A 14,556-nucleotide genomic window follows, 5' to 3' on the forward strand; every position below is an offset into this window, starting at 1 on the left:
TGTGCGGCCCCGTCGACTCCTTCCCACGGACAAGAGGAGGGCACCCGTGTTCAACCCCGCCCCCGGCGACCGCGCCCTGGTGGTCGCCCCCCATCCCGACGACGAATCGCTCGGCCTGGCCGGCACCATCGCCAAGCTGACCGGCCACGGCGTGAGGGTGGACGTCCTGGCCGTCGCCCTCACCAGCGGCCCCATGCACGGCGGCCACTCCGATGCCACCACCCGCACCCGCGAGTTCACCGACGCCTGCGACGTTCTCGGCGTGAAGGCGCGGACCATCGCCTGGGTCGATGACCCGCGCGCCGCCAACCCCGCCGCACACCTGCCCGACCTCGTCCAGCTGATCGAAGCCGGCCCCGTCGCCTCCCTCGCCACCAGCCGACCCCATGTGCTGTTCCTGCCCGCCGCCGACGCGCACCACCAGGACCACCAGGCCGTCCACGCCGCAGGCCTGGCCGCCGCCCGCCCCGCCCTCGCCCGCCACCGGCACGTCCCGTGGACCGTGCTCGGCTACGACGGGCCCGAGGACCGCGCCTACCTCGCCCCGAAGACCACCCGGCCGCTGATCGTGGACACCAGCAGCCACTGGCCCGCCAAGCGCAAGGCCCTGGAGTGCTACGCCACCCAGCTGCGCCTGGCCCCGCACCCGCGCAGCCTGGAGAAGATCCACGCGCAGGACGAAGCCGCGGGTGCGGCGATCGGCACCGGGCTCGCCGAGCGGTTCGCTATCTACCGGATGGCGGCCTGACATGCGAGGCCCCGCCCGCCACGACGTGCTGGTCGCGCACCAGCCCGCCTACCTGCCCTGGCCCGGCTACTTCTCCCGGCTCCTGGACGTCGACAGGCTCGTGCTGCTCGACCACGTCCCCTACAGCGAACGAGGCTGGCAGAACCGCAACTTCGTCACCGGCCCGCTCGGGGAACGCATCCGGCTGACCGTTCCCGTCACCCGCGTCTTCGGCGAGCCCCTGGCCAAGGCCCTGGTCGCCGACGACCGGTGGCGCGGCCGGCATTGGCGCACCCTGCGCGAGGCCTACGGCCGCGCCGCCCACTGGCCGGGGCTGGAGCAGCGCCTGCTGCCGATCTACGAGCACCCGTGGACGCACCTCGCGGACCTGAACCAGGCGCTGCTGGCGGTGATGCTGGACGCCTTCGGCCTCGAGGTGCGGCTTGAGCGCTCCAGTGAGATCGCGCCCGACGGCGCGAAGACCGCCATGCTCGCGGACCTGTGCCGGCGCACGGGCACGAACGTGCTGCGGGTGGGCACCGGCGCCGCCGACTACCTCGACACCGCTTGGCTCACCGAGCGCGGCATCGGCGTGGAGGTCGCCACCTACCACCCGCCCGCCGCGATGCGCCCGAGTACCGGCGCCGCCGCATCCGCCCTGGACCTGCTCGCCCACCACGGCCCCGGTGCCCTCCGGCTCCTGGAAGCCGGAGGCCGTCTGCACCCCCAGGCACCGACGATCGAGGAGACCAACGCGTGAACCCCACCGCTGCCCACGACAAGCCCGCGACGCCCGGTATCGACGCCCCGCGGGTCGAGTCGATCATCGGCGAGCTGCTGAACGCCCTCGGCCAGGACGTCACCGGCGAGGGTCTGACCGGCACACCCGGCCGGGTCGCCCGGTTCTGGAAGGAGTTCCTGGAGTACGAGCCCGGCACCACCGACACCGTCTTCGAGCACCACGCCGAGGGAGAGGGCTGCGTCGCCGTCGGCGGCATCCGCACCGCCAGCGTGTGCGAGCACCACCTGCTGCCGTTCACGGTCCAGGTGTGCGTCGCCTACGCGCCCGCCGGCCAGGTGCTGGGCCTGTCCAAGCTGGTGCGCATCGTGGAGCGGCACGCCCACGCCCTGCAGTTGCAGGAACGCCTCAGTGCCCAGGTCGCCGAGGAGGTCGCCCGGCTGACCGGCAGCAAGGCGGTCGCCGTGTGGGCGGTCGGCGAGCACCAGTGCATGACGGTGCGCGGGGTGCGCGCCCACGGCTCCCGCACCGCCACCGAGTACCTGCTGGCGCCCCTGGCCGACGACCCCCGGACGGTGGAGCGGCTGCGCCGGGTCGCGGCCCTAGCAGGCGGTGCGCGGTGACCGCGTGGGTGGACCTGGAGGGGATCAACGGCGTCGGCAAGACTCGCCTCGGACGACTCGTGGCCGCCGTACTGGGCGAACTGTGCGTGCCGATGGTCGAACTTCCCGACTCTCCGCCCGGCGGCCTGCCCAGGCAGGTCATCGCCGCGCTGCACGGCTGCGGTGACCGGTTCCTGCGCACCGGGCACCCGCGCACGGAGACGCTGCTGCTGGCGGCCTTGCAGGTTCACCGCTTCGAGTCCCTGCCCGCGGTGGGCGCCGGCCAGGTCGTGCTGGAGGACCGCGGCCCGACCTCGGTCGCCGTCTACCAGGCCGCCGTGCTTGCCGAGGCGAACGGCGCCGCCGACGCCTGGGCGCTGGAGCAGGCCCAGGCCATCGCGCACCTCATCGAGGCGTGGCGACCGCCGCCCACGACCACCGTGCTGATCACCGACGAACCGGGGAGGTGTCTGGCCCGGTTCGAGGAACGCACCGGCCAGCCGTGCACCGGCAGCGAACGCGCGCTGATCAGCCGGGCCGACCGCGTCTACCACCTGCTCGCGAATGACCGGCCCGACCGGTACGTGCTGCTCGACCGGCGTACCACCGGCGAGGCGGAAGCCATCGAGTTCATCGCCGAGGCGTGCCGCACCGCGGCCGCCTCGAACCACACGGAGGGAACAAACCAGTGAAGGGACCGATCAGCGTGCTGTGGGGGCTGCGCTCGTTCTGCGCCTCGCACGGCTGCCTGGCCTGCTACTTCGGGACGATCCCCGAGCACCGCGAACAGATGCCGACCGCCCCCGGGGTGCTCTCGCACCTGTCGCCCAACGACCTGACCACCGCCGAAGTGTTCGCCTTCGCCAAGACCCTGGCGCACTCGCCGGTCGGCAGGGTGTTCCTCGCCGGCGGCGAACCGCTGCTGTGGAAGCCGATCATCAAGCTGATCCAGGTCCTCAAGGCCGGCGGCCTGGAAGTCGTGGTGTGCACCAGCGGCGTCGCCCTGAACCAGCCCGACCTGCGCGAGCCACTGGTCGAACTCGGCGTGGACGCCGTGTCCGTGTCGCTGGACTCGGCCGACCCCGCCTACAACGACCGCTGGCGGCCGCCGCGCCGTGAAGGCGACGGCTGGGAGGCCGTCGTGTCGGGCATCAGCGCGCTGATCCAGGCCCGCAGCTGCGCGCCCAGGCCGAAGGTCGGCATCTACAGCGTCATCACCCGCCTCAACCTCGCGGACGTCGTCGCCGTGCCCGAGCTGGCGGCCTCGCTCGGCTGCGACTACGCCGTCCCGCAGCCGATCGCCCTCGACCCGGGTCACAAGCTCGCCGACACGCTGTCCCTCACCCCCGAGCAACTGCCCCAGCTGCGCCAGCGGTTCAAAGACCTGTACTCCGCCAACCTGCCGATCACCCTGCCCTCGCGCACGTACCCGGGGCAGATCGCCTCCGCCGTCGCACAGCCGACCGGCCTCGTGCCGGGGTGCTTCGGCGGGGACACCCTCTTCTTCATCGAGCCGGACGGCACGGTGTGGGACTGCCCGTCCTCCCTGAAGATCGCCGCCACGCCGCCGCAGCGGCAACGCACCATCAAAGACGCCAAGGCCCAGGACCTGTTCCCGGCCCCGGCCGCCTGCGCTGCCGACTGCTCGCTGTTCAGCGTCGACTGCGTGAACATGTGGCCGCTCACCGGATTCGACCGCATCCTCACCGCCGCCGGACCGGAGGCGCCGGATGCCTGACCGCAACAGCGCCGCGCACCGGGCGATGGCCGCCGCCGTCGCCCGCATGCCCGACCCGGTGAGCTACCAGGAGACCGCCCTCCTGGAGACCGACCTCGTCGCCGCCTTCGGCACTTGCCGGGCGGTGGCCGTCTCCTCCGGCACCGCCGCGATCACCACCGCGCTGGCCGCCTGCGGCATCGGCGAGGGCCACGAGGTTCTCCTGCCCGCCGTCACCGTCGTCATGACGGTCGCCGCCGTCGCCGCCTGCGGCGCCCGCCCGGTGTTCGTGGACTCCGCCGCCGACGGCCGGGGCATGGACCTGAACGACCTCGCCGCGAAGACCGGCCCCGCAACCCGGGCCGTGGTCGCCGTCCACCTGGCCGGCCGCACCGACGGCATCCACGACCTGGCTGCCTACACCCGCGCCACCGGCCTGCGGCTGATCGAGGACGCCTGCCAGGCCCAAGGCACCACCAGCGGCGGCCGCCAGGCCGGAACCATCGGCGACATGGGCTGCTTCTCCCTCAAGGACGGCAAGCTGCTGGCGTGCGGGGAAGGCGGATACCTCCTCACCGACAACACCGATCTCGCCGCGCGGGCAGCCGCCTACCGCACCCACTGGCAGAGCGACGCCCCTGACGCCCCCGCCGGAACCCATCTCGGCGTCAACTTCCGACTGGCCGAGCCACTGGCGGCCCTCGCCCGCCACCACCTCACCCGCTTCCCCGAAGCCCTGGCGCAGCGCCGCGAGCAGGCCGCCGCCCTCCACCGCGCCGTGGATGGCACACCCGGCCTGGAACCCATCACGGCGGCTGCGGGGGAGGAACCGAACGGGTACGCCGCGCTGTGGCGGCTGACGTTGCCCGACCCGCGGGCCTTCGCCGCCCGCCTCGCTCAGGCGGGCGTGCCCAACAGCACCGGCACCCACCGCCTGACCGCCGCCCACCTCCACCCGGCCTGCTCCCGCTTCGCCTCCGGAGATCTGCCCCACGCGCGGGTTACGGTGGACGCCCTGCTGGCCGTCCCGTTCACCGAGCACGACACCGACGAGGCCATCCATCGAAGGGCGTTGACGATTCGACGGGAGGCCGTGCGATGGACGCGCTGATGCACGATCCGCGGTTCGCCGTAACGACATTCCTCGTCACGGACTTCGAGACCGTGACCCCGGCAGGCCGTCCCGCCGAGCCGATCGAGGTCGCCGCCCTGGCCCTGCGCCCCAGCGGCGGCCGACTGGCCGAGGTGGGCCGGTTCGAGGCGCTGATCCGCCCTCCCGCCGATGTCCCGGTCACCTCGCTCGACGTCCAACAGACCGGCATCACCGAGAAGATGCTCGCCGATGCCGCTCCGGTTGCCGAGGTGATGGCCCGGCTGGACTCCGGTCTGGTCTCGCCGTCGTACCGGATCGTCGCCCACCATGCCCCCACCGAGGCCGGACTGATCGCCCACCAGGGCACACACTGCCCGGTCCTGGCCGGCACCCCGCTGCTGGACACGGTGCGCCTGGCCCGGGCGCTCTTGCCGGGGCTCGGCTCCTACCGGCTCGATGCCCTGCTCGGCTACTACGGCATCCGCAAACCGGCGGGCCGGCACCGCGCGATGCCGGACGCCGAGGTCACTGCCCAAGTCCTTTCCCGGCTGCTGACGGACGGGTGCGCCGCCGGGCGGTGGCGCACCCTCCTGGATCTGGACGCGGCGGCCGGCCTTCAGCCCAAGCAGGTCGCCGCCCCGCCGGAGGCGGAGCAGGACGCCCTCTTCTGATCCCGGATCAAGAAGCGACGGTCAGCGATCCGTCGCTGATCATCGCGAACAACGCCTTCAGCTGGAGCCGGGAGTCCTCCGCGAGCCCCTCGGCCTCGGAGGCCTCCTGCTCGGTGAACCACCGCACCTCGTGCACCGCCCCCTCATCCGCGCCCCGCTCGTGAACCCGAGCAACGAACACATGGTCGATGTGGCGATGCGGCTCACGGGTGTGGTTGTCGGCGCAGGCGTACATCTCCACCACCCACCACGGCGCGACGGGCGCGGTGTGCGGGAAGCCGGCGGGAAGCGCGAGCGACGGCCCGGGAAGCAGCTCCGCGTCGAACCCGGTCTCCTCCCGCACCTCCCGCACCGCCGCCTCGGCGGCACCCTCATCAGCCTCGATGTGTCCGCCGGCCGGAAGCCACTCTTCCAACCGCGGGTGCCACACCAGAGCCGTCCTGCACACCCCATCCCCATCCACGTGGAAGAGGAATGTACTCGCCGTCGATTCCTTGATCATCCGCAACTCCTCGGCACCGGGCCCACCTTCACGCCGCCAGGCCCTCGCGGTCCGGCGGCCGGGCCGAGCCTTTCACAACCCTCACCCCCGACATGCCCGCCAGTCACCGATCCGACTGGCGCATCGTCAACCCAGCCAACGGAGAGGCCCGTGGAACCCGTCTGGAACGGCCACCTGACCTGCGACTACGAGCGCACCAGGCCCGGCAGCACCGCCCTGGAACTCGACCTCTACACCACCTCGCTCACCAGGTGGCCCACCGTCCTCATGAACGACCCGCGCCCCTACGGGCAGCTGCGCCGCGCGGGAATCGTCGACATTCCCGAACCGGACCACCGCACGCTCACCGAATCCTGGCACCGACAGCTCGGCGACCCCGACTACGCGGCCGCCATGGTCGCCGCCGCCCGACGACGGCGCCAGCACACCGACACGGCCCTCGACAGCCTCGAACACGCCCTCCGCGTCGCAGGGGGGAAGACCGGGACCTGCCTGGCGCGGGCCACAACAGCGTTCCTCGACGTGATGTCCACGCACGTCGTCAACTGGCTGCTGCCCGAACAGCAGTGGGAAGACCTGCTCACCGACCTCCTGGGCGGCCGGCGCCAGGGCCGCGCCTGCCTTCTCGTCCTCAACACCCCCGACGCGGCCGGACACCTGCTGGACGCCCACCAGTTCCTCCTGTCCAACGCCGCCGCCGTCCGCGACGGCACCGACCTGGCCGCCGCAGCGACCGCGGTCAGCGCCCGCACCGGCACCCTCTACGGACACGGCCCGCCCGCCGCCACTACCATGCCGCTCGAAGATCGGACCGCCGTTGCCGAACTGATCGTCACCACCGCCCGCACCGACACCGACGGCCAACTCCAAGCGATCGGTGATGCCCGCCACCGCGCCACCGTACTGCGCGACGCCTGGGCACTGGCCGCGCTCCTGGCCGCCGCCGGCGACACCGCCGCCACCCGCCAGGTGACGGCGCTCACCGCCGTGTGCCGGTGGGCGGCCGACAGCGAGGAGAGCCGCAAGATCCAACGCCACCGCTACCTGGCGGCCGCGCGCCGCTGCTGCGAGCGGGTCGACATCGACCCCACCGCCGTGACCACCGCCGACCTCCTCCACCTGGGAGCCGCCCGATGACCAGCACCACCCTGCGCTCCCTGAACGAGCCGCTGGAGCACACCAGCGCGGGAGCCAAGGCCGCCACTCTCGCCCGCCTCACCGCCGCCGGGCTCCCGATCACCGAAGGCGTCGTGATCCCCGTCGGCTACCCCGACGGCCTCCTGCCGTCCGCCGTCGCTGAGATCCTCAAGAACTGTGCGGCGCCCCACGGGCTGATCGCCCGCTCCTCCGCCGTCGCCGAGGACGGAACCAGCGCCTCCTACGCAGGCCTCTACACCTCCCGGATCTGCCTCGCCCACCCCACCGCGCTGCTGGACGCCGTCCGCGCCGTCCGCGCCTCCGTCCACAACCCTGCCGTCGCCGCCTACAGCCGCGCCCTGGGAGCCGAAGCTTCGCCGCCTCAGATGGCGGTCCTGGTGCAGCCGGTCCTGCGGCCGGCCTGCGCGGGCGTCCTCGCCGCAGACATCACCCGTGGCAGCTGGCGGATCGAAGCCGTCCACGGCCTCGCCGAGCCGCTCGTCAGCGGCAGTCGGACCGGAGAGATCCACACCGCAGGCCCCGACGGCCAAGCGGCCGTTCGCCCCACCACCCAATCGGTGCTCCTGCTCCCCGGCACGCCGCAGGAGCTGACGATGCCCCCGGGCGAGTGGGTGACCCTCGTCCCCGGCTCCGCCACCACCGCGAAGGTCCAGACGTCCGGATCGGGCATCCTCCACCTCTACACCCCCGGCGCCCTGTCTGAGGGGCCGGTCCTCGCCGACGACCTGCGCGCCCGACTGCTGACCGTCGCCGCCCAGGCCGCAGACGTCCTCGGCCTGGAGCACATCGACATCGAGTGGGCGATCACGCCCGACGGGCAGCTCCACCTCGTCCAGGCCCGCCCGCTGACCGTGCCGCTCACCGACGCCGCCGCGTCCGCCCCCCTCACCGACGCGCAGGTGCTCCACGGCATCCCGGCCGCCCCTGGCACCGGCGCAGGACCAGCGACCTTCGACGCCGACACCGCCAGCCGCGTCCTGGTCTGCGGCGCACTAGACCCCGGAGCGGTCGCCGCACTGTTGGCCCGCCCGGCCGCCGTCGTGGCCACCACCGGCGGACCGCTCTCCCACACCGCGATCATCACCCGCGAGCTGGGAATCCCCTGCGTCACCAACGTCACCGACGCCCTGACCGCCATCGCCCCCGGCACGCTCCTCGAGGTCGACGGCAGCGCGGGAACCGTGCGCCTCGCCTCCGCCGTCCCCACCCAGCGCACGGAGCCGCCCCGCTCGCTCGCCTCTGTCGCGGTGCTCACCCGCGCCCTGGACACCACCGCCCCAACGGACGGCCGGGCGGCGACGATTCTCTGGTACGACCCGGATGGCCCGACCACCGCTGGCCACGAGCATCCTGTGGGCGTGCTGCTGCCCGGCGACCTCCCGGCGCCGGTCACCGTGCCGGCCACCCACCGACCGCTCCGCCTGCCGGGCATGGGCGTGCTGCTGTGGGCCAGCGACGCAGCACCCCCGCCTGCCGAGATCGCGGTCCTGGACCCCGAGGGAGAGATCCTCTACCGCCGGGCGGTTCCCCATGCAGCAAACTGACCCGTGCCTTCGCGGCTACCAGGACCCGACCGACGTGGCCCAGCCGATCGCCGATCAGACGACTGTTCTCAAGCCCGCTACGGAGTCGATGACTCTGTTGGTCGCCGCCGTCATCGTCCACGACCTTGAAGCTCAACGTGTCGTTCTTCTTCGGCGGGGGCCCAAGGCCAAGTTCGCGCAGGGCCTGTGGGATCTGCCGGTCGGCAAGAGCGAACCAGGCGAGCCGATCACGGAGACGGCGGTTCGCGAGCTCAGGGAGGAGACCGGGCTCGTCGTCGCTCCCGAGGACTTGCAACTTGTCCACGTCATCCATGGTGCTCGCGGCGTCGAGGCTCCCAACGGCTTCCTGACCGTCGTTTTCGCGGCTCACCGGTGGTCCGGTGAGCTCGCGAACGGGGAACCTGCCAAGCGCTCGGACGTTACGTGGGTCGGCGTCGGTGCGGTACCGGAGGAATTCGTCTCCACTACCAGGGACGCTCTGATCAGTTATCTGACCAATGGACCGAGCGTCTCTCTCGACTCGTGGCGGAGCTGATTGTCGACCGGGAGTTTTCGATCTCCTCCCATTTCTATCGGTCTTGGGTCGTCGAGCGCTGCCCCTCGGTATTCCGAGGGGCAGCGCATCATTTTTCTCTCTTTTACCGCGCGGGTAGGGGGAGGACGTGGCGGAGGGCTTCGAGGGCGTCGGGGGAGCCGTCTGTGGTGAGGGTGGTGTGGGTGCCGCGGCCGTAGGTGAAGAGGACCAGGTCGCCCGGTTCGCCGGTGAGTTGGACGGTGGGGGAGCCGGCGGGGCCGACGGTGAGGGACTGGCCGTCGGGGCGGCGCAGGGTCAGGCGGACGGGGGAGCGGCGGCCGGCTTCCAGGCGGGCCAGCAGCGGCAGTCGGCGCCACAGGGCTTCGGCGCGGCCGGCGGGCACCGGGGAGGGCGTCCAGTCGTCGGCGGCCCGCAGGACGTCCTCGGCGTGCACGTAGTACTCGACGGTGTTCGCGGCCTCGTCGGCGCCGGGCAGGGCGAACAGGGAGAACACCGGCGGGCCGGAGCGGAAGAGCTTCAGCAGTTCCTCGTACGGGCGCTCGGCGTACGCGGACTGCACCCGGTGGGTCCAGTCGGCGAGGGCGCCGACCCGGATGCCGGCTGCCGCGTCGGCGCGGCGTTCCCGGATCACCAGGTGGGCGGCGAGGTCGCGGGTGGTCCACCCGGCGCAGAGGGTGGGGGCGTCCGGCCCGGCGGCGGCCAGGAGTGCGGCGAGGCGGTGGCGTTCGGCGAGGGCGTGGTTCGACATGGCGCCACGATAGAGGCTGTCAGTGCAGGTTGCCGGTGAGCTTGGGGCCGCCCTGCTTGTTGGAGGCCGTCAGGGTGCAGGTGTAGTCCCGCCAGCCCTGCTGGTAGTTGGCCTGGGCGGGGCCGAACTGGCGGCCGTAGTACGTCTTCCCGTCGTTCTGGCGGGCCTTGGCGGCGGCCTCGGCCTCCTTGCAGCCCTCGCGCATGGCGAGCGAGATCGGGATCTCGCCGGTCAGGCCGTCGGCCAGTTTCAGGTCGGCGATCACCTGGCCGTCGTGCTCGCCGGTGCAGGGGCGCTCCTCGGCCTTGGTGATCACCGGGCTGAGCTGCGGGTGGTCGAAGCAGGCGCCGACCGGGAAGAAGGCGTACGGCGGGGCCTTGGTCGGGGTGGGTGTCGGCGTGGGGGTGGGTGTCGGGGTCGGGGTGGCCGTGGGGGTGGGCGGAGGTGGCGAGGCGGCGGGCTTGCGCTCCTCCGGCCAGAGCAGGACGGTGGCCACCACCGCGAGCAGCACGGCCAAGACGGCCACGACGGCGAGGACCAGGCCCCGGGACGGGCGGGGGTCGGCGGCTGCGGGCGGCTGCTGCTCGGAGGTCATGGCCATGAGGATGGCCCACGCGGGGCCCGCCCGGCAGGCGGTTGGCCGAAATCGCCCCTTTACGGCGAGGTTCGGGGTGGGACGGGATAGGCTCCCCGGCCGCACGGATCCGGCCCGGAGGTAGTGAGTGCACCGCGTAGGGCCCACGGGGTAGGGCCCACCGCACAAGGCACGGCGCGGGGTGCAGGCCGCACCGGGGCTGCGGGCCGGACTGCAACAATGGCCCCATGTCCACCACACCCGCCACCCCCGGCACCACCGCCCTGGCCCCCGAGATCGCCGCGCGCCTCAAGCGCACCGAGGACGGCCTGCTCCCGGCGATCGCGCAGCAGTACGACACCGGCGAGGTGCTGATGCTGGGCTGGATGGACGACGAGGCGCTGCACCGCACGCTCACCACCGGCCGCTGCACCTACTGGAGCCGCAGTCGCCGCGAGTACTGGGTGAAGGGCGACACCTCCGGCCACGCCCAGGCGGTCAAGTCGGTGGCGCTGGACTGCGACGGCGACACCCTGCTGGTGAAGGTCGACCAGACCGGTGCCGCCTGCCACACCGGCGACCGCACCTGCTTCGACGCCGACGTGCTCCCGCTCGCCTGACCTCTCCTCCTGCTCCTCCTACCGGATCTCCAGAAGGTGCCGCTCGCCATGGATCTCGAAGCCTTCCGCAAGCTCGCCGTCGACACCCGGGTCATCCCGGTCACCCGCAGGCTCCTCGCGGACGGTCTCACCCCGATCGGCCTGTACCGCAGCCTCGCCGAGGAGCGGCCCGGCACCTTCCTGCTGGAGTCCGCCGAGCAGGGCCGCAGCTGGTCGCGCTACTCCTTCGTCGGCGTCCGCAGCGCCGCCGTCCTCACCGTCGGGGAGGATGGCGAGGCCCGCTGGCTGGGCACCCCGCCGGTCGGCATTCCGACCGGCGGTGACCCCTTGCAGGTGCTGCGCGCCGCGCTGGAGGCGCTGCACACCCCGCGCCGCGACGACGACGGCCTGCCGCCGCTCACCGGCGGCCTGGTCGGCTACCTGGGCTACGACGTCGTCCGCCGGCTGGAGAAGCTGCCCGACCTCAACCCGGACGACCTGCGGCTGCCCGAGCTGACCATGATGCTCGCCACCGACCTCGCCGTGCTCGACCACGTCGACGGCACGGTGCTGCTGATCGCCAACGCCGTCAACCACAACGACCTGGCCAGCGGCGTGGACGAGGCCTACGCGGACGCGGTGGCCCGGCTGGACGCCATGGAGGCCGACCTGCTCAAGCCGGTCGACCCGGGCCTGGCCACCTTCACCCCGGCCGGGCCGGGCGAGGCCCGCTCCCCGTTCGGCGGCGCGCCGTACCGGGCGGCGGTGGAGGTGGTGAAGGAGCGGATCCGGGCCGGCGAGGCCTTCCAGGTCGTCCCCTCGCAGCGCTTCGAGGCGCCCTGCCCGGCCTCGGCGCTGGACGTCTACCGCGTGCTGCGCACCACCAACCCCAGCCCGTACATGTACCTGTTCCGCTTCCCGGGGCCGGACGGCACCGCCGAGGGCGGCTTCGACGTGGTCGGCTCCAGCCCGGAGGCGCTGGTCAAGGTGACCGCCGGCGAGGCGATGGTGCACCCGATCGCCGGGACGAGGCACCGCGGCGCCACCCCGCACGAGGACGCGGCGCTGGCCGCCGAACTGCTCGCCGACCCCAAGGAGCGGGCCGAGCACCTGATGCTGGTCGACCTGGGCCGCAACGACCTGGGCCGGGTCTGCGAGCCGGGCAGCGTGGAGGTGGTCGACTTCATGCACATCGAGCGTTACAGCCACGTGATGCACATCGTCTCCACCGTCACCGGCCGGGTGGCGCCCGGGCGGACCGCCTTCGACGTGCTGACCGCCTGCTTCCCGGCGGGCACCCTGTCCGGCGCGCCCAAGCCCCGTGCGATGCGGATCATCGAGGAGCTGGAGCCTACCCGCCGAGGCCTGTACGGCGGCTGCGTCGGCTACCTGGACTTCGCCGGGGACTCCGACACCGCGATCGCGATCCGCACCGCCGTGCTGCGCGACGGCACCGCCTTCGTGCAGGCCGGCGCGGGCGTGGTCGCGGACTCCGACCCGCACGGGGAGGACACCGAGTGCCGCAACAAGGCGGCCGCCGTGCTGCGGGCCGTCGCCACCGCCAATACGCTGCGGACGCCGGAACTGTCGTGAGTCGACAGTCGTGAGCTGTAAGCCGTGAGCTGCAAGTCGTCAGTGTCGTGAGTCGTCGAGGGAGGCGGCCGGGATGTCCGAGGTGTCGCCCGACGAACTGCGGCGGGTGGTCGTGCTCGATGCGGCCGCCCAGATCGAGGACCAGCTGGGCGGGCACGGCCGGGTGCTGTCCGGCGCCGTGACCGACGTCCCGGCCGGGGCCCCCGACCTGATCCCCGACCTGACGGTGACCGCCCCGGGGGCGGAGCCCGACGGCCGGGGCCGGTACGCCGGGCGCGACGTCGAGGCCGTCCTGGAGGTGGCCCGGCCGCACCTCGCCGAGGCGGCGCTGGCGTACGCGCGCAGCGGGATCCCGCTGTACGTGGTGGTCGACCCGGCGGCGGCGGCCTGCACCGTGCACACCGCGCCGTCCGCCGACGGCGGGTACCGGGAGGCGGAGCGGGTGCCGTTCGGCAACGACCTGTTCCTGCCGCTCGCCGGGCGGACGCTGGTGCTGCGGACGGACGAGTTCCCGGCCGGGCCGCCCACCCCGGGTGCGGGGCCGGACGCCGGGCGGGGGATAGTGGACGGGTGAGCGCACCTGACCAGACCCCCGTACCCGCCCCGCCGGCCCCCGCGGCGGGCCGCCGGACGCTCGGCGTGATGCTCCTGCTGACCGTGCTGAGCGCCGTGCTGGTGCTGACCGCCGTCGGCCGGGTCTGGGCCGAGGGCCGGGCCGGCACCCTGGCGGTGTCCGTCTCCGGCGGCGCGATCTCCGAACTCCCGGGCGGGCTGGCCCTGGTGGGGCTGGCGGCGGCCGTCGCGGTGTTCGCGGTGCGCGGCGCGGGCCGGCTCGCGGTCGGCGCGCTGACCCTGCTGGCGGGCCTCGGCGCGGCAGCCGCCTCGGCCGCGGGCGCCGGGGACACCGCCGCGCTGGACGCCGAGGCGGCCCGCAAGCTGGCGCTGTCCGGGTCGGCGGCCACCGAGGTCGGCCACACCGGCTGGCCCTGGGTGGCGCTGGCCGGCGGGCTGCTGCTGGCCGTCGCCGGGCTGCTCACCCTCCGCTACGGCCGGAGCTGGCCGGCCATGGGCAGCCGCTACGAGGCGCCCACGCGCAAGGCCCCGGCGAAGAGCGAGACCCCGGCCGACCTGTGGAAGGCGCTGGACCGGGGCGAGGACCCGACCACGGTCTGAGCGCCGGCTTCGAGTGCCGGGCCCGAGCGGGTCCGGGCTTCGGGCTCCAGCGGCCCTCAACGGGCCCCGGCGGCGGTGTGACGCGATAGACCCGCCACCCGCTTTGGGTCGCCGGTGTGTGGCCCGGCACAATGGAACCCGTCAACCCGCCGGCGGCCCCGCAGGCCCGGCCGGGCCCCGAGAGGCTAGGAGCACCACTCAGATGGCAGCAGCAGCACACGGTCACACCACCGCCGCCTGGACCGGCGTGACCATCACGTTCATCGGTTTCGGGATCGCGGGGGTCGCGATGATCCTCCCGTCGGTGATGCTGGTCTGGGCCGGCATTGCGGTCATCCTGGCCGGCGGCGTGGTCGGCAAGGCGATGTCGATGGCGGGCATGGGCCAGCAGCCGAGCGCCAACGTGTACACCTCGCACGAGGAGCAGCGCGCGGCCCGGGCCGCCGTCGCCGCCTGACGACGGACTCCTCGCAGCAGTACGACTCGCAGGAGTACGACTCGTAGCAGTACCGACTTGTAGCAGTACCGAACGGCGGGCGCGCCACGCCCGCCGTTTCGTTCTGTCCGGGCCCGGCACGGGC

The 14,556-nt window shown here is 73.3% G+C and carries 18 protein-coding genes; 15 read left to right on the forward strand and 3 right to left on the reverse strand.

The annotated features are described in order from the left end of the window. Nucleotides 1-46: 46 nt before the first annotated feature. The 7 genes from ACFVHI_RS00170 to ACFVHI_RS00200 are packed head-to-tail and all read left to right on the forward strand — an operon-like array spanning nt 47 to nt 5,549. Complete coding sequence (locus tag ACFVHI_RS00170) at nt 47-748, forward strand: PIG-L deacetylase family protein (protein WP_380334058.1); 702 nt, start codon at nt 47-49, stop codon at nt 746-748. Nucleotide 749: 1 nt separating this feature from the next. Next, a complete protein-coding gene (locus ACFVHI_RS00175) occupies nt 750-1,487 on the forward strand; it encodes a WbqC family protein (protein ID WP_380334061.1) in 738 nt (245 codons plus the stop codon). Continuing rightward, entirely contained in the window at nt 1,484-2,089 is a 606-nt protein-coding gene (folE, locus tag ACFVHI_RS00180) for a GTP cyclohydrolase I (RefSeq protein ID WP_380334064.1), read from the forward strand. Before ACFVHI_RS00175 ends, folE begins: the two co-directional genes overlap by 4 nt. Continuing rightward, entirely contained in the window at nt 2,086-2,760 is a 675-nt protein-coding gene (locus ACFVHI_RS00185; RefSeq protein WP_380334066.1) for a thymidylate kinase, read from the forward strand. The genes folE and ACFVHI_RS00185 overlap by 4 nt, the downstream gene beginning before the upstream one ends. Beyond that, nucleotides 2,757-3,806, forward strand: coding sequence for a radical SAM protein (locus ACFVHI_RS00190; protein ID WP_380334069.1), 1,050 nt, complete (start codon nt 2,757-2,759; stop codon nt 3,804-3,806). Before ACFVHI_RS00185 ends, ACFVHI_RS00190 begins: the two co-directional genes overlap by 4 nt. Then, the gene (locus tag ACFVHI_RS00195) at nt 3,799-4,896 is read left to right on the forward strand and encodes a DegT/DnrJ/EryC1/StrS family aminotransferase (RefSeq protein ID WP_380334072.1); all 1,098 of its coding nucleotides are present in this window, start codon (nt 3,799-3,801) and stop codon (nt 4,894-4,896) included. The genes ACFVHI_RS00190 and ACFVHI_RS00195 overlap by 8 nt, the downstream gene beginning before the upstream one ends. Beyond that, nucleotides 4,884-5,549 carry a PolC-type DNA polymerase III gene (locus tag ACFVHI_RS00200; RefSeq protein WP_380334074.1) on the forward strand — a complete coding sequence of 222 codons (666 nt, stop codon included), beginning with the start codon at nt 4,884-4,886 and terminating at the stop codon, nt 5,547-5,549. Before ACFVHI_RS00195 ends, ACFVHI_RS00200 begins: the two co-directional genes overlap by 13 nt. A gap of 7 nt (nt 5,550-5,556) precedes the next feature. On the opposite strand, the gene ACFVHI_RS00205 is transcribed toward ACFVHI_RS00200, so the two are convergent. After that, complete coding sequence (locus ACFVHI_RS00205) at nt 5,557-6,051, reverse strand: NUDIX domain-containing protein (protein WP_380334076.1); 495 nt, start codon at nt 6,049-6,051, stop codon at nt 5,557-5,559. Nucleotides 6,052-6,201: 150 nt separating this feature from the next. On the opposite strand from ACFVHI_RS00205, the gene ACFVHI_RS00210 reads away from it, so the two are divergent. The 3 genes from ACFVHI_RS00210 to ACFVHI_RS00220 are packed head-to-tail and all read left to right on the forward strand — an operon-like array spanning nt 6,202 to nt 9,288. Then, nucleotides 6,202-7,188, forward strand: a complete 987-nt coding sequence (locus ACFVHI_RS00210; protein WP_380334078.1) for a hypothetical protein — start codon at nt 6,202-6,204, stop codon at nt 7,186-7,188. Continuing rightward, nucleotides 7,185-8,753: a PEP/pyruvate-binding domain-containing protein gene (locus tag ACFVHI_RS00215; RefSeq protein WP_380334081.1), complete on the forward strand. Its 1,569-nt coding sequence runs from the start codon at nt 7,185-7,187 to the stop codon at nt 8,751-8,753. The genes ACFVHI_RS00210 and ACFVHI_RS00215 overlap by 4 nt, the downstream gene beginning before the upstream one ends. A gap of 34 nt (nt 8,754-8,787) precedes the next feature. Beyond that, complete coding sequence (locus ACFVHI_RS00220) at nt 8,788-9,288, forward strand: NUDIX domain-containing protein (RefSeq protein ID WP_380334083.1); 501 nt, start codon at nt 8,788-8,790, stop codon at nt 9,286-9,288. A gap of 103 nt (nt 9,289-9,391) precedes the next feature. Here ACFVHI_RS00220 and ACFVHI_RS00225 read toward each other — a convergent pair whose 3' ends face one another. After that, a complete protein-coding gene (locus ACFVHI_RS00225) occupies nt 9,392-10,036 on the reverse strand; it encodes a TIGR03085 family metal-binding protein (RefSeq protein WP_380334086.1) in 645 nt (214 codons plus the stop codon). Between the two features lie 19 nt (nt 10,037-10,055). Beyond that, nucleotides 10,056-10,631: a hypothetical protein gene (locus ACFVHI_RS00230; protein ID WP_380334088.1), complete on the reverse strand. Its 576-nt coding sequence runs from the start codon at nt 10,629-10,631 to the stop codon at nt 10,056-10,058. Nucleotides 10,632-10,858: 227 nt separating this feature from the next. On the opposite strand from ACFVHI_RS00230, the gene hisI reads away from it, so the two are divergent. From hisI to ACFVHI_RS00255, 5 genes are all read left to right on the forward strand, one after another. Continuing rightward, nucleotides 10,859-11,230, forward strand: coding sequence for a phosphoribosyl-AMP cyclohydrolase (hisI, locus tag ACFVHI_RS00235; protein ID WP_063347172.1), 372 nt, complete (start codon nt 10,859-10,861; stop codon nt 11,228-11,230). A gap of 48 nt (nt 11,231-11,278) precedes the next feature. Next, a complete protein-coding gene (locus ACFVHI_RS00240; protein WP_380334091.1) occupies nt 11,279-12,802 on the forward strand; it encodes an anthranilate synthase component I in 1,524 nt (507 codons plus the stop codon). 73 nt (nt 12,803-12,875) lie between these two features. After that, a complete protein-coding gene (locus ACFVHI_RS00245; protein WP_380334094.1) occupies nt 12,876-13,376 on the forward strand; it encodes a Uma2 family endonuclease in 501 nt (166 codons plus the stop codon). Continuing rightward, complete coding sequence (locus tag ACFVHI_RS00250) at nt 13,373-13,975, forward strand: TIGR02234 family membrane protein (protein ID WP_063347170.1); 603 nt, start codon at nt 13,373-13,375, stop codon at nt 13,973-13,975. Before ACFVHI_RS00245 ends, ACFVHI_RS00250 begins: the two co-directional genes overlap by 4 nt. 202 nt (nt 13,976-14,177) lie before the next feature. Next, on the forward strand, nt 14,178-14,432 hold the full coding sequence (locus ACFVHI_RS00255) for an HGxxPAAW family protein (protein WP_380334098.1): 255 nt from the start codon (nt 14,178-14,180) through the stop codon (nt 14,430-14,432). Nucleotides 14,433-14,556 lie beyond the last annotated feature (124 nt).

This window comes from Kitasatospora sp. NPDC127121 (assembly GCF_042677305.1).
In the GTDB taxonomy this organism is placed as follows: domain Bacteria; phylum Actinomycetota; class Actinomycetes; order Streptomycetales; family Streptomycetaceae; genus Kitasatospora.

What these genes read in the sequence shown, in the direction of transcription:
- ACFVHI_RS00230 (WP_380334088.1), bottom strand. Translation starts at nt 10,631, where the DNA reads ATGACCTCCGAGCAGCAGCCGCCCGCAGCCGCCGACCCCCGCCCGTCC.
- ACFVHI_RS00200 (WP_380334074.1), top strand. Translation starts at nt 4,884, where the DNA reads ATGGACGCGCTGATGCACGATCCGCGGTTCGCCGTAACGACATTCCTC.
- ACFVHI_RS00175 (WP_380334061.1), top strand. Translation starts at nt 750, where the DNA reads ATGCGAGGCCCCGCCCGCCACGACGTGCTGGTCGCGCACCAGCCCGCC.
- ACFVHI_RS00240 (WP_380334091.1), top strand. Translation starts at nt 11,279, where the DNA reads ATGGATCTCGAAGCCTTCCGCAAGCTCGCCGTCGACACCCGGGTCATC.
- ACFVHI_RS00195 (WP_380334072.1), top strand. Translation starts at nt 3,799, where the DNA reads ATGCCTGACCGCAACAGCGCCGCGCACCGGGCGATGGCCGCCGCCGTC.
- ACFVHI_RS00245 (WP_380334094.1), top strand. Translation starts at nt 12,876, where the DNA reads ATGTCCGAGGTGTCGCCCGACGAACTGCGGCGGGTGGTCGTGCTCGAT.
- ACFVHI_RS00205 (WP_380334076.1), bottom strand. Translation starts at nt 6,051, where the DNA reads ATGATCAAGGAATCGACGGCGAGTACATTCCTCTTCCACGTGGATGGG.
- ACFVHI_RS00215 (WP_380334081.1), top strand. Translation starts at nt 7,185, where the DNA reads ATGACCAGCACCACCCTGCGCTCCCTGAACGAGCCGCTGGAGCACACC.
- hisI (WP_063347172.1), top strand. Translation starts at nt 10,859, where the DNA reads ATGTCCACCACACCCGCCACCCCCGGCACCACCGCCCTGGCCCCCGAG.
- ACFVHI_RS00255 (WP_380334098.1), top strand. Translation starts at nt 14,178, where the DNA reads ATGGCAGCAGCAGCACACGGTCACACCACCGCCGCCTGGACCGGCGTG.
- ACFVHI_RS00225 (WP_380334086.1), bottom strand. Translation starts at nt 10,036, where the DNA reads ATGTCGAACCACGCCCTCGCCGAACGCCACCGCCTCGCCGCACTCCTG.